Source organism: Micromonospora sp. NBRC 107095 (assembly GCF_030269705.1).
Classification (GTDB): domain Bacteria; phylum Actinomycetota; class Actinomycetes; order Mycobacteriales; family Micromonosporaceae; genus Micromonospora; species Micromonospora parva.
Genome location: NZ_BSTU01000001.1, coordinates 15,665 through 28,826, shown reverse-complemented (window position 1 = coordinate 28,826; position 13,162 = coordinate 15,665). Strand labels below are relative to the sequence as shown.

14 protein-coding genes are annotated in these 13,162 nt (G+C 71.4%); 6 read left to right on the top strand and 8 right to left on the bottom strand.

All coding sequences use genetic code 11. The annotated features are described in order from the left end of the window. Positions 1-10: 10 nt before the first annotated feature. On the bottom strand, positions 11-1,582 hold the full coding sequence (locus QSK15_RS00150) for a sugar transferase (protein WP_285794279.1): 1,572 nt from the start codon (positions 1,580-1,582) through the stop codon (positions 11-13). Positions 1,583-1,845: 263 nt separating this feature from the next. Continuing rightward, a complete protein-coding gene (locus tag QSK15_RS00145) occupies positions 1,846-2,706 on the bottom strand; it encodes an Fpg/Nei family DNA glycosylase (protein WP_124778497.1) in 861 nt (286 codons plus the stop codon). A gap of 24 nt (positions 2,707-2,730) precedes the next feature. Here QSK15_RS00145 and QSK15_RS00140 point away from each other — a divergent pair, with 24 nt between their 5' ends. Beyond that, entirely contained in the window at positions 2,731-4,038 is a 1,308-nt protein-coding gene (locus tag QSK15_RS00140) for a glycosyltransferase family 4 protein (RefSeq protein ID WP_285792359.1), read from the top strand. A gap of 155 nt (positions 4,039-4,193) precedes the next feature. Here the strand turns inward: QSK15_RS00140 and QSK15_RS00135 are convergent, their stop codons facing one another. The 5 genes from QSK15_RS00135 to QSK15_RS00115 form a co-directional block, all read right to left on the bottom strand. Beyond that, positions 4,194-4,916 (bottom strand): CDP-alcohol phosphatidyltransferase family protein, encoded by a 723-nt coding sequence (locus QSK15_RS00135; protein ID WP_285792358.1) that lies wholly within the window; start codon positions 4,914-4,916, stop codon positions 4,194-4,196. Next, the gene (locus QSK15_RS00130) at positions 4,891-5,958 is read right to left on the bottom strand and encodes an iron-containing alcohol dehydrogenase family protein (protein WP_285792357.1); all 1,068 of its coding nucleotides are present in this window, start codon (positions 5,956-5,958) and stop codon (positions 4,891-4,893) included. The genes QSK15_RS00135 and QSK15_RS00130 overlap by 26 nt, the downstream gene beginning before the upstream one ends. Further along, positions 5,946-6,677 carry a phosphocholine cytidylyltransferase family protein gene (locus QSK15_RS00125; protein WP_285792356.1) on the bottom strand — a complete coding sequence of 244 codons (732 nt, stop codon included), beginning with the start codon at positions 6,675-6,677 and terminating at the stop codon, positions 5,946-5,948. Before QSK15_RS00125 ends, QSK15_RS00130 begins: the two co-directional genes overlap by 13 nt. A gap of 77 nt (positions 6,678-6,754) precedes the next feature. Continuing rightward, positions 6,755-7,522, bottom strand: coding sequence for a helix-turn-helix domain-containing protein (locus QSK15_RS00120; protein ID WP_285792355.1), 768 nt, complete (start codon positions 7,520-7,522; stop codon positions 6,755-6,757). After that, entirely contained in the window at positions 7,519-7,971 is a 453-nt protein-coding gene (locus tag QSK15_RS00115; RefSeq protein ID WP_285794278.1) for an NUDIX hydrolase, read from the bottom strand. The genes QSK15_RS00120 and QSK15_RS00115 overlap by 4 nt, the downstream gene beginning before the upstream one ends. 109 nt (positions 7,972-8,080) lie before the next feature. Here QSK15_RS00115 and QSK15_RS00110 point away from each other — a divergent pair, with 109 nt between their 5' ends. From QSK15_RS00110 to corA, 4 genes are all read left to right on the top strand, one after another. Then, complete coding sequence (locus tag QSK15_RS00110; protein WP_030487774.1) at positions 8,081-8,473, top strand: CBS domain-containing protein; 393 nt, start codon at positions 8,081-8,083, stop codon at positions 8,471-8,473. An 85-nt stretch (positions 8,474-8,558) separates the two neighbouring features. Continuing rightward, the gene (locus QSK15_RS00105; protein ID WP_285792354.1) at positions 8,559-9,017 is read left to right on the top strand and encodes an ester cyclase; all 459 of its coding nucleotides are present in this window, start codon (positions 8,559-8,561) and stop codon (positions 9,015-9,017) included. Positions 9,018-9,123: 106 nt separating this feature from the next. Further along, positions 9,124-10,218 carry an aminotransferase-like domain-containing protein gene (locus tag QSK15_RS00100; RefSeq protein ID WP_285792353.1) on the top strand — a complete coding sequence of 365 codons (1,095 nt, stop codon included), beginning with the start codon at positions 9,124-9,126 and terminating at the stop codon, positions 10,216-10,218. A gap of 325 nt (positions 10,219-10,543) precedes the next feature. Then, positions 10,544-11,692 carry a magnesium/cobalt transporter CorA gene (gene corA / locus QSK15_RS00095; protein WP_285792352.1) on the top strand — a complete coding sequence of 383 codons (1,149 nt, stop codon included), beginning with the start codon at positions 10,544-10,546 and terminating at the stop codon, positions 11,690-11,692. A 68-nt stretch (positions 11,693-11,760) separates the two neighbouring features. Here the strand turns inward: corA and QSK15_RS00090 are convergent, their stop codons facing one another. Continuing rightward, positions 11,761-12,540 (bottom strand): hypothetical protein, encoded by a 780-nt coding sequence (locus QSK15_RS00090; RefSeq protein ID WP_285792351.1) that lies wholly within the window; start codon positions 12,538-12,540, stop codon positions 11,761-11,763. An 84-nt stretch (positions 12,541-12,624) separates the two neighbouring features. Between QSK15_RS00090 and QSK15_RS00085 the strand changes: the two genes are divergently transcribed. After that, positions 12,625-13,155: a peptidylprolyl isomerase gene (locus QSK15_RS00085; RefSeq protein ID WP_030331635.1), complete on the top strand. Its 531-nt coding sequence runs from the start codon at positions 12,625-12,627 to the stop codon at positions 13,153-13,155. Positions 13,156-13,162: the final 7 nt, after the last annotated feature.

The window sequence follows — 13,162 nt, the reverse complement described above, 5'->3', positions numbered from 1 at the left end:
CGCCAACCCTCTAGTACGCGCCCTTACGGGCGAGCACCACCCCGACCGTGCGCCACAGGATGCTCAGGTCGTACGCGAGCGACCAGTTGTCGACGTAGTAGAGGTCCAGTCGGACCGACTCGTCCCAGGACAGATCGGAGCGGCCGGAGACCTGCCACAGCCCGGTCATGCCCGGGCGGACCAGCAGGCGGCGGCGCACGTCACCCAGGAAGTCACCGTCGTCGGCCGGCAGCGGGCGGGGCCCGACCAGCGACATCTCGCCCCAGAGCACGTTGATCAACTGCGGCAGCTCGTCCAGCGAGGTGGCCCGCAGGAAACGGCCCACCGGGAAGACCCGCGGGTCCTCCTTCATCTTGAACAACATGCCGTCGGTGTCGTTCCGGTCGACCAGGCTGGCCAGCCGCTCCTCGGCGTTGACGTACATGGTCCGGAACTTCCACACCCGGAACGTGCGCCCCTCGTGCCCCACCCGGGGCTGCCGGAAGAAGACCGGCCCGGGGTCGGAGATCCGGATCGCCACGCCGATGGCCACGAAGAGCGGGATCAGCAGCAGTAGACCGAGGCCGGCGGCGACCCGGTCCAGCAGGTTCTTGGCCAGCAGCGCCGGCCCGGAAAGGGTCGGCTCCTCGACGTGCAGCAGCGGCAGACCCTCGATCGGCCGGATGTGCACCCGAGGGCCGGCGATGTCGGTGAGCTGCGGGGCGACCACCAGGTCGACACCGGAACCCTCCAGCTGCCAGGCCAGCCGCCGCAGCTCGCCCGGCTCGGCGCTGGCCGACCCGCAGACGGCGATGGTGTCCCCGCCGACCTCACGGACCAGGGCCAGCACGTCTCGGCCGGAGTACACCGGCACCGGGGTCGGCATCCCCCGGGCCGCCGCGTACCCGTTGGTGATGTGGATGGCGACGGGCATCAGCCCGGCCGACGGGCTGCGGGTGACCGCCGCGTAGACCTCCAGGCACTCCGGCAGGGTGCCGACCAGCACCATCCGATGCGCGGCCTGGCCGGCCTGCCGGCGGATGTAGTGCAGGGCCCAGCGGGCCACGAACCGGCCCCAGAGGATCAGCAGCGCCGCACCGACCAGCGCGGTGCCCACGGTGAACCGGGAGAGCTGGGTCACTGTGGCGAAGGCGAGGAAGGAGACGCTCGCGGCCACCGTCACCGACGCCCGGATGACCCGCTTGTACTCGTCGGGCCCGAGCCCCAGATAGCGCCGGTCGTACGCCCGGTTGCCCCAGAGGATGACGACCCAGCCGAGCGGGAGCAGGAGGTAGGAGATGGTGTGGAACCAGGTCGGGTCCTGCTTGGTGCCGGAGAACCCGGAGGCGGCCTGGTCGAAGAGCTGGATGGCGATCCAGCTGGCGAACGCGGCCGCGCCGAAGTCGAGCAGCACCAGGATCGCCGTGTAGGGGCGGTGCCAACGGGAGACACGACGTCGCGCCCTGGCCCACGCCGACCGGGGTACACCGTTGTGCGTCGGCGGCGTCGGCGGCTGGATCTCGAAGCTGTCGACGTGCCGCACGAGTCTGCTCCGGCCTTCGTTGGATACCGGGCGCTGGAGGCTTGCCGTCACCTCACCCATGTCCTCCCGCATGACACGGGCCGCTCACTCGGCGTGAAGGCCCGGGTCGCCCACCGTCCCAGTCTCCCACGCGAGCCCGACCGGTTGCCGCCCCGAAGGAGATTGGCGACCGATGGTTACGGTGGGATCTGGCCGGCTCCACACCATTTCAGAAGCCGGGGACCGGGCCACTATACCGATGGATACGCGAACGGCGGGACCGGCGGACCGGAGCTTCGGCACAGTGAGGGCGATTCCACTCCGTGATCACCGAGTGTAGTTACTCACCGTACGAGACGGGACAACCGACGGTCAGCGAGCGGCTTGCCGCCGGTCTGGCAGGTCGGGCAGTACTGGAGGCTGGAGTCGGCGAACGACACCTCACGTACGGTGTCCCCGCACACCGGGCAGGGCAGACCGGTACGCGCGTGCACCTTCAGACCCGAGCGCTTCTCGCCCTTCAGTTCGGCGGCCCGCTGACCGAGGGACCGCTCGACCGCGTCACCGAGGACCTGCCGGGTGGCGGCGTGCAACGTGGCGATCTGGGCGTCGGTGAGCCGATCGGTGATCGCGAACGGCGACAGCTTCGCCGCGTGCAGGATCTCGTCGGAGTACGCGTTGCCCACGCCGGACAGCACCGACTGGTCGGTCAGCACCCCCTTGACCTGGCCCCGCCGGCTCCGCAACCGCTCGGTGAAGGTGGGCAGGTCCGCGGCGAGCGCGTCCGGGCCCAGCTTCGCCACCCCGGGGACCGCCGCGAGGTCGGTGACCAGGTACGCGGCCAGCTTCTTCTGGGTGCCCGCCTCGGTGAGGTCGAAGCCGGAACCGTCGTCGAGGCGTACCCGCACCGCAATCGGGCCCTTGCCCGGACGCAGTGGGGTGGTGGCGGGGAACGCCTCCCGGTAGTGCAACCAGCCCGCCCGCGCCAGGTGCACCACCAGGTGCAGGCCACCCTCGAAGAGGACATCGAGGAACTTTCCGTGCCGACTGGCGTCGACCACCGCCCGGCCGGCGACCTCGGTCGGCGCCGGCTCGTACGTCTTCAGGGCACTGATCGCGGCGATCTCCAGCCGATCGACACGCCGCCCCACCGCGCGCTGTCGCAGGTAACCCGCGAGCGCCTCAACCTCCGGTAGCTCGGGCACCAGCCAACGGTAGCCTTCTTTCCCGTGAGAATCGTGGTGGCGCACAACCGGTACCGGGAAGCCCAGCCGTCCGGTGAGAACACGATCGTCGACTCGGAGATCGCTCAGCTCACCGCCGCTGGCGTCGAGGTGCTGCCCTTCATCCGCAGTTCGGACGAGATCCCGTCGATGTCGAAGGCGGCGAAGGCGTTGCTGCCGATCTCGCCGATCTGGGCTCCGCGCGCCCAGCACGACCTGAGCCGGCTGCTCACCGAGCACCGACCGGACGTTCTGCACCTGCACAATCCGTACCCCCTGCTCTCGCCCTGGGTGGTGCGGACCGCGCACCGGCACGGCGTGCCGGTGGTGCAGACGGTGCACAACTACCGGCAGGTCTGCTCCTCGGGGATCTACTTCCGCGACGGGGTGATCTGTCAGGACTGCAAGGGTCGGGCGCTGGGGGTGCCCGCGATCAAGCACCGCTGCTACCGCGACTCGGCGGCGCAGAGCGCGCTGATGGCGACCACCCTGGCCGTACACCGGGGCACCTGGCGCTCGGTGGACCGGTACATCGCGCTCACCTCGGCGATCGCCGACCACCTGCGCGACTACGGCATCCCGGACGAGCGCATCGTGGTGAAGCCGAACTCCGTACCCGACCCGGGTCGGCCGGCGCCGCTCGGTGACGGGTTCCTCTACATGGCCCGGCTCTCCCCGGAGAAGGGCGTCGACCTGCTGTTGGACGCCTGGCGTCGGCACCCGGTGGGTGCGCTGGGCACGCTGCGGGTGGCCGGCGACGGTGAGCTGCGCCACCTCGTGGAGGCAGCCGCCGCCGAGCGGCGCGACGTGGTCTACCTCGGTCAGCTCGACCGGGCCGGCGTGCGGGCCGCGGTCGAGGCGAGCGCTGTGGTGATCGCCGCCGCGATGTGGCACGACGTGCTGCCCACCGTGATCATCGAGGCGATGGCGAGCGGCCGGCCAGTGCTCGGCACCGCGTTGGGCGGCATTCCGTACCTGGTCGGGGCCGACGCCCCGCACGAGCCCGCCGGCACCGGGCCGGCCGCCGTCGCCTCAACGGTCGCCTCACCTGTCGCGTCCGAGGTCGCCTCGCCGATCGCCCCCGGGGTCGGGCGGTCGGCGATGCCGGCCGGTATCGCTCAGGGCGAGGCCGGTTGGGTGGTCGCGCCGGAGCCAGCCGCGCTCGCAGCCGCCCTGCCGGTCGCCCGCGCCGGTGCGCCCGGACTGGCCTCGGCCGCCCGCGCCCGCTACGAGCGCACCTTCCACCCCGACGTCGTCACCAAGCGGCTCATCGACATCTACGCGGGCCTGTCCCGTACCCCCCACCACGTCTGAACCCGCGCCGCTCGCCGCCCCGCCGCCGGCTTGAGGCAGCAACTTCAGGGTTGTTGCGGTCTGCCGGCGGCTGGAGGCAGCAACATCAGGGAAGTTGCGTGGATCTTGAAGCGGGGCGGGGCGGATGCCCGGCGGGCCCGCCGGGCGGGGGCGGGTCAGCGTAGGGAGGCGCGGGCCGAGAAGGCGATGCTGGCCAGCAGGAAACCGCCGTTGACGATGGTGAAGGCGATCATCACCCAGAGGGCCAGCGCGGGGGCCACCGCGAGCACCAGGGCGGCCACGAAGATCACCGCGCCGTAGTCGCGGACCAGCTTCACCAGGCGCACCGGCAACGAGGTCGAGGTGACCATGCTGGCCGCGTTCGGGCCGGCCTGCATCACCGACGTGACCAGGTTGACCATCCAGGTGCCGGCGAAGGCCGCCACCAGCCAGGTCGGCGTGGACGGCTGCTGCGCCACGGCGGTGGCGGCCAGCGCGGCCACCAGGGCGATCTGCGCGGCCACGTCGCAGAGCACGTCGACCCGCGCGCCGGCCGCGCTGCCCTGGCCGGTCACCCGGGCGAGCTGCCCGTCCGCGCAGTCCAGTGAGTACGCCACCTGCCAGCCGATCAGGGCGAGCAGGCCAACCAGCCAGGCCGGTACGTCCCCGGCGGCGACCGGGCCGGCGAGCGCCACCACGGTGACCGAGGTGGCCAGCCCGAGCACCAGGTTGGCGATGGTCAACGCTGTCGGTCGCAGCCCGAGCCGCTGGGCCACCAGCGCGAAGACGGCCCCCAGCCACTGGCTGATCGACTCGCTGAACAGGCCGCCACCCCGGTTGACCCGGTGGAAGTCGGCGACGGTGGGACGGGGGTCAGCCAAGCTGGTCGCGGATTGCACCGGCGTAGTCTGCCAGCCGTTCCCGGGTCTCGGTAGGCGACAGTGCCAGGTGTTCGAGGATGGTGTACCGGTCCGGGCGGGTACGCGGCGCGAACTGCACCGCCTCGACGAACTGGTCGTCGGTGAGCGCGACCTCGGCGGGGAGCCGGGGCAGGCCGTGCCGGGCGAGGCAGGCCGACATCTCGCCGAAGCGGCGGAGGTCGCCACGCAGCCAGGTGCAGAACAGCGCGCCCAGCCCGGCCAGCTCGCCGTGCGAGGCGGTGCCGGGGAAGAGCGAGTCGACCGCGTGCATGATCTCGTGGCAGCCGCCGCTGCACGGGCGGCTGGTGCCGTCGACGGCCATCGCCAGGCCGCTGGAGATCAACGCTTCGGCGAGGACGATCACGAAGGCGTCGTCGCTCATGTCGCCCGGATGGTTGAGCACCGCTTCGGCGCCCGCCCGCGAGAGCGAGGCGGCCAGCCCGTCGACCGGCTCACCGCGTACCTGCCGGGACAGTTCCCAGTCGGCCAGCGCGCTGATGTTGCTGATCACGTCGCCGATGCCGGCCCGGTTGTGCCGGTCCGGGCCGCTGTCCACGAAGTCCAGGTCGACGATCACCCCGATCGGGATGTGGACGCCGTAGGAGCCCTTGATCCCGTCGGTGATCAGGCTGGCCACCGGGGAGGCGATCCCGTCGTTGGCGAGGCTGGTCGCCACCGACACCATCGGCAGCCCACGGCGGGTGGCCGCGTACTTGGCCACGTCGATGGTCTTGCCGCCGCCGATGCCGACGACCGCGTCGTACGACCGGGCACGGAGTTTGCCGCCCAGGTCGTCGGCGGCGTCCAAGGTCCCGCCGGAGACGGTGAAGACGTCCGCCGAGCGCAGCGACGGTCGGATCAGCTCCGCGATCTGGGCACCCTGACCCGGGCCGACCACCACCGCGACGTCGCCCCCGGAGGAGATCCGCCCGTCGGCCAGGATCGCGCCCAGATCGGCGACCGCCCCGCGTCGCACGTCGATGTGCAGCGGGGTGAGGACGCTACGAGCTAGTAGCGGCACGCGATCTCCCGCGCGCGGGCCAGGTCGGCGTGGTTGTCGACCTCGACCCACGGGACGTCACCGATCGGCGCCGCCCGCACCTCTCCGCCCCGGTCGGAGAACTCCTGGTAGCCGTCCTCGTAGTAGAGGTTCGGGTCCCGTCGCCAGGTGGCCTCCAGCGCGTCGGCGAGGGCGTCGGCGACCTGCGGCTCGATCAGCGTCGCGCCGATGTACTCCCCGTACGCCTCGCCCGGGTCCATGACCTTGGTGATCCGGGTGAGCTGGCCGGCGGCGTCGAAGGTGGTCTTCATCTCCTCCTCGGCCAGCGGCTTGAGGGTGTCCACGGCGAGCAGGATGCCCGGGCCACGCTCGGCGAGCAGGGTCTTCTCCACGCTCACCGGGTGCACGGTGTCCCCGTTGACCAGCAGCACCCCGCGCGCGAAGTACTCCCGGGCCAGCCAGAGCGAGTAGGCGTTGTTCCACTCCTCGGCCTTGTCGTTGTGCACCAGGGTGAGCGTGACGCCGTACTTCTTCTCCAGGTCCGCCTGGCGGGAGACGACCGCGTCCGCCGCGTAGCCGACGACGATCACGATCTCGGTGAGCCCGACCTCGGCGAGGTTGCCCAGCGCGATGTCCAGGATCGTCGTCTCGCCGTCCACCGGCACCAACGCCTTGGGCAGGGTGTCGGTGTACGGGCGCAGCCGTCGTCCCGCGCCGGCCGCGAGCACCATTCCGATCATCGCGACATCCTCCCTCGTCCTGCTCCGGTCACCGCTGGAGGATAGCCCCGGCCGGGTGCGCCGCTCCGGCCAACCGGTCAGCCGGGCAACGCCGCCAGGTCGGCGAGCATGGTCAGCCGCTCCTCCGCGCTGAGCGTGGCGTACGGGCCGGCGGCCCGCCGGTCGGTCTCCAGTTCGATGGCGCGCCGCTCGGGACCGGGCGGCAGGGCGGCGATGCTCGACGCGGTGTGCCCGGCGGCGGCCCAGGCGGCGGCGTGCGCGTCGGCCCGGTGGTGACGCAGCGCGCCGAGCCGGTTGAGCAGCAGCACACCCGACGGGGTGCCGTCCGGCTCGTACGGGGGCGCCAGCGCGGCGAAGGCCGACCCGCCCCGGTCCTCTTCCTCGTCGGCCAGCACCAGGGCGTACGACAGCAGTCGGCCGAGCACGGCGACCAGTCGCGCCACCCGGTCGTCGTGACCGGCCCACAGCTCCTCGGTGACCTCGGCGTGCACCTGGTAGAGCTCGGTGAGGAAGGCGGCACCCCGTTCGGTGGCGGAGAGGGTGCCGTCCGGGCTGCGGTAGATCATCCCGTGGGCCACCTGCTTGTCCACGGCTCGTCGGCAGACGACCGGGTCGTGGTACCGGGTGATTGCCGCGAACCCGGGCCCGTCGACGGTGCCGCCGGGTGCGGCCAGTCGGGTGCGCAGGTCGACCAGGAAGCCGGTCGCGGTGACCCCGCCGTAGCGCTGGGACAGTTCGGCGCCACCACCGTCCCGGCCGGCAAGCATTCCGGCGCGGAAGGTCCGGTCCACCGCCGGTGCGAGCAGCCCGGCGATCCGGTGGGGCGCCAGCGCGACGGTGTTCACAGACCGATCGACCGGAGGACGGCGAAGCCCTCCTCCGCGATCCGCCGGATCAGCCCGTCGTTGACGTCGCGGTGCTCGTCGAGCACCGTCAGATCGTGCTCGGCCAGCCAGCGGTACTCGGTGTGCTTACCGGCTTCCAGCCTCGGGCGGTCGAGGTCACCGTCGACGCGGACCAGAAAGTCGTGTTCGGTCCGGGCCAGGCCGTCGTCGCCGACGTAGCTGTACTCGCCCACCTGGCCCAGGACGTGCGAGAGGACCCAGCCGGTCTCCTCGGTGATTTCCCGGCGCAGCGCCTCGTCGATGTCCTCGCCCGGCTCCAGGTGGCCGCCGACGATGTCCCAGCAGTTGGGGAACAGGCGTCGGTGTGGTGAGCGGCGCTGGAAGAAGATGCGGCCGTCATGGTCGACGATCAGCGCGCCGGCGCAGCGCAGGGGCTCGGTGGACACCATCCGACAGTAGCCAGCGTCCGCAGCTTGTGCGATGCCGCTCTTGTCCCGGAAACATCCACCGACCACCATGTCTGTACCGAATGCCACCGTCCCAAAGGGGTGATGCGTGATGCAGGTACGGGATGCGATGTCCAGCCAGGTCCTCGTCGTCGGTCCGGAGCACACGCTCCGCCAGGCGGCCCGGATGATGTCGGCCCGAGGTGTCGGGTCGGCGGTCGTGATCGACCCGGATTCCGAGGGCGTGGGGATCATGACCGAACGCGACGTGTTGAAGGCCATCGGCGCCGGCCTGGACTGCGACGTGGAACGCACCGGTGCCCATCTGACCTGGGACGTTGTCTACGCGGGGCCGGAGTGGACAGTGGCCGAGGCCGCCGCCGCGATGGCCCGGGGCGGGTTCCGGCACCTGGTGGTGCTGGACGGCCGGGAGGTCGCCGGCGTGATCTCGGTGCGGGACATCATGCGGGTCTGGTCGGAGAGCCAGGCGGTCGCCACGACCTGACCGGAGGTGGTGTGCCGGGCCGGATCGATGGGTAGACATCCCCTTGCGGGCGCGGAGATGCCGTGGTCCGCGGGGGGAGGTCCCGATGCGCGACGCGGAGCGGCTGGTCGAGCAGCAGTACGCGATGCTTCTGCGTCGGGACGTGGCCCGGTTGCCGGATCTCTACGCACCGGAGGCGTTCTACGCCATGCCGGGGGTGACGGTCCGCCCGATCGAGCTGCCCGCGCTGCTGCGCACCTGGACCGGCGCCTTCGGAGACCTGCGGGTCGAGCCGATGGGTTCGGTCCGCACCAGCGGAGGCGCGGCGGTCGAGCTGCGGCTGACCGGCACCCACACCGGCACCCTGCACTCCCCGTACGGCACCGTCGCGCCCACCGGCCGGGTGGTGAGCTGGGAGGTGGCCGACGTGGTCCGGGCCCGCAAGGGCCGGATCACCGCCTGGCGTTCCTACTTCGACTGGAGTCAGCTCCTCGACGCGCTCGGCGTGCAGTTTGAGGGGCTTTCCCGGGCCGCGCAGCACGACGCGCTCGCCCTTCCGGTCTGATCTGCCGCCGACCGGTCCCGCTCAGTCACCCGACCCGGTGGCTCAGGATGCGGACATCGCCGTGCCGACCGCGCGTTCCCCGTCGCCGCCCGTACGCTCAACATCCATGACCGCCGAGCAGCTGATCTCCTTTGCCCGTGGGGCTCCCTCGCTGGACATCGTCGATGTCGAGGGGCTCAAGGCCGCCGCCGTCCGCGCCTTCGACGCCGACCCCGCTGGGGTGACGGCGTACGGCACCTCCGTCGGGTACCTCCCGCTGCGGAAGTGGATCGCCGAGAAGCACGGGGTCGAGGCCGACCAGGTGCTGGTCACCAACGGGTCTCTCCAGGCCGACGCGTTCCTCTTCGACCACCTGGTCCGCCCCGGCGATGCGGTGGTGGTGGAGCGCCCGACGTACGACCGGACGCTGCTCAACCTCCAGCGGATGGGCAGCGAGCTGCACGGCATCTCGGTCCAGCCGGATGGCCTGGACACTGCCGAGCTGCGCAAGCTGCTGGAGTCCGGGGTCCGGCCCCGGCTCGCGCACATCATCCCGAACTACCAGAACCCGGCCGGCATGACGCTGTCGCTGGAGAAGCGCCGGGAGTTGCTCGACCTGGCCGCCGAGTACGAGTTCACGATCTTCGAGGACGACCCGTACGCGGACATCCGCTTCCGTGGTGAGGCGCTGCCGTCGATGCTCTCGCTGGACACCCGCAACGTGGTGGTGCACGCGTCGAGCTTCACCAAGACGGTCTGCCCGGGTGTGCGGGTGGGTTACCTGGTCGGCCCGGCCGACCTGATCGCCGCCATCGCCAAGAACGCGACGAGCCTCTACATCTCCCCCGGGATGGTGTCCCAGGCGATCGTGCACCAGTTCTGCGTCTCCGGTGACATCGACCGCTCGATCGAGACGGTCCGGGCGGCGCTCGGCGAACGGGCCCAGGTGCTCGCCGAGTCGTTGCGCCGGCACCTGCCGCAAGCGCGGTTCGTGGAGCCCGACGGTGGCTACTTCCTGTGGGTGGAGTTCCCGCAGGACGTGCTTGTCGACCGGCTCGCCCCGGCGGCGGCAGAGCGCGGCGTCGCCGTGGTCAAGGGCAGCGACTTCATGGTGGACGGCGGGCGGCACGCGCTCCGGCTGGCCTTCTCGGCGGTGACCGCCGACCGGATCGACGAGGGCGTCCGGCGGCTCGCGGCGGCTGTTGAGGCCGTCCGGGACTGACATTATCTGTCGGGTTCCCGACAGAACGACGATGCCGGCCGTCCCGGGGCTCCCCTCCGGGCGGCCGGCTGGCCCACAATGCTGCGAGCGTCACCCCGTCAGCTGCGGACATCACCGCCCGGCCCCCGGGCCGGCCCCGCCCGGGTGGACGCGGCAGCACAACCTCCCGCCCCCACAGGTGCCGGGCGGGCCGTGTCGTCCCCCGCACACCCCCCGATGCGGCCCGGCCCGCCCGGCGCCGCCCCCCACGCGACCGCCGTCACACCGGTCCTCGACGCCGGTCGGCGTAGCCTGCAAGCCGCAGCTGAGCGCGGGAGGTGACGCGATGACGGATCGGACAGAGCGGGACCGGACGGCACCGTCGACCAGCGGTCGGGTGCTGCGACCTCGGGCGTGGCCCTCCCCGGTGCGGGCCATGACCCGCATCCTCAACGCCGACGGCTCGCCGCCCGTCCCGACCCCGACCGGCCCCGGCCGCAGCGCGGTGGTCGACTGCGCGCTCTACGTCGACGGCAAACGGCAGCCCGGCGACTGGACGTACGCGGAAGCGCTGGCCGCGGCCCGCCGCGAGGAGCACGGCTTCGTCTGGATCGGTCTGCACCAGCCGGAGCTGGCCGAGATGACCGCCATCGCGGAGACGTACGGCCTGCACGAGCTGGCGGTCGAGGACGCGGTCAAGGCCGAGCAGCGCCCCAAGCTGGAGCGGTTCGGCGACGTCGTCTTCCTGGTGCTGCGTACCGCCCGGTACTGCGAGCACACCGAGCTGACCGAGAACTCCGAGGTGGTGGAGACCGGGCAGGTGATGCTCTTCATCGGCCCGAACTTCGTGATCAGCGTCCGGCACGGGGACGCCTGCCGACTCGCCCCGATCCGCGCCGATCTGGAGACCAAGCAGGAGTTGCTGCTGCACGGCCCGTGGGCGGTGGCGTACGGGGTGACCGACCGGGTGGTCGACCTCTACCTGGAGGTGGCCGAGCAGATCGAGGACGACCTGGACGTGCTGGAGGCGGAGGTCTTCGACCGGAACGGCCACGGCCGGATCCAGCGGATCTACCAGATGAAGCGGGAGCTGGTGGAGTTCAAGCGGGCGGTGGTGCCGCTGCAACGGCCGCTGATGACGCTGACCTCGCAGGTCAACCGGGACGTGCCCAAGGAGATCCGCAAGTACTTCCGGGACGTGCAGGACCACCTCAGCCGCACCGTGGAACAGGTGAACTCCTACGACGACCTGCTGAACTCGATCCTCCAGGCACGGCTGGCCCAGGTCACCGTCGACCAGAACAACGACATGCGCAAGATCGCCGCGTGGGCGGCCATCGCCGCGGTCTGGACCTCCATCGCCGGCGTCGAGGGCATGAACTTCGACAACATGCCCGAGCTGAAGATGACGTACGGCTATCCGGTGGCGCTGGCCCTCATGCTCGGCGTCTCGTTGGCCCTCTACCGCTGGTTCCGCCGCAACGGCTGGCTCTGAGCCGCGACGCGGAAGCGCCGACGAGCGGGGGGACCCACTCGTCGGCGCTTCACGCGCTGTCGCTGACCTCAGCGGCGGCCGTTGGTGCGGGCAGTGTCCTTGCCCAGCGCCTTGGTGAGGTCGTCGGTCGGTCGGCCGGAGACGTCAGTGGCGCCCTCGGCGACCGACGGGACCTTGTCGGTCGGGCGAACACCGGTCTGCTTGGCCGGGGCGGTGGTGCTGGCGCTGGAACCGCCGGCCACCGCCGAGCTGCCCGCGCCGGTCATCCCCGTCGCGCCGGAGATGGCGGAACCGTCCGACCCCTTGGTGGCGGACGGCGTACGGACCTCGATCGAGTCGACCTCGTCGCGCATCGGCTCCAGGGTGCTGCGGGTCGGGTCGTACTCGGCCCACTCCTGCTGCTCCCGGCGGCGGCGCAACGCGACCGCGCCGGCCAGGCCGGCGATGGCACCCGCCGCCAACAGGCCGGTCATCATCGAGCCGCGACGACGCGGCTGCTTCTTCTTACCGGTGATCCGCATGGTCTTCGACTTGGCCTTCCTGGTCAGCGGCCCTGCCTGCGCGGCGCCGTCACGAGCTGCCGCCGCCAGCGGTGCCAGCGTGGTGAGAGTCGTGCCCCAGCCGGTCGCCGCGCGGTCGCGTACCTTCACCGCGGTCGGCCCGACGTAGCCCCGGGCCACCTGGACCCTCGGGCCGACGGTCGCGCCGGCGCCCTTCGCGGCGTGGTTGGCTGCCTGCATCAGGTGGCTGATGCTCTGGTTCAGCTCGGCCTTCGCCAACTGCGCCTGGGACTGCCGCCGCCCGAATCCAAACACGGTCCTACCTCCTGGGAGTTGTTCCTTCGTCATCCTCCACCTTCGGATGCCTCCGCGATGCCAGATCGGGCACATGGGAGGATCCGCATGGAACTGACCAACGAGTGAGGAGTACCCGTGGCCGAGGCTGTCTACGCCACCCTGCACACCAACGCTGGCCCGATCCGGCTGGAGCTCTTCCCCAACCACGCGCCGAAGACCGTCCGCAACTTCGTCGACCTGGCCGAGGGCAACCGTGAGTACACCGACCCGCGCACCGGTCAGCCGGGCAACGGTCCGTACTACGACGGCACCATCTCGCACCGGGTGATCAGCGGTTTCATGGTCCAGATGGGCGACCCGACCGGCACCGGTCGGGGCGGGCCGGGCTACAAGTTCGCCGACGAGTTCCACCCGGAGCTGCGGTTCGACCGTCCCTACCTGCTGGCGATGGCGAACGCCGGACCGGGCACCAACGGTTCGCAGTTCTTCATCACCGTGTCCCCGACGCCGCACCTCAACAACCGGCACACCATCTTCGGCCAGGTCGCCGACGAGGAGTCGGTGAAGGTCGTGGACTCGATCGCGAACACCCCGACCGGTCCGAGCGACCGTCCGCTCCAGGACGTCGTCATCGAGCGGGTCGAGATCGAGCGGTCTGCTTCCTGAGCGACCG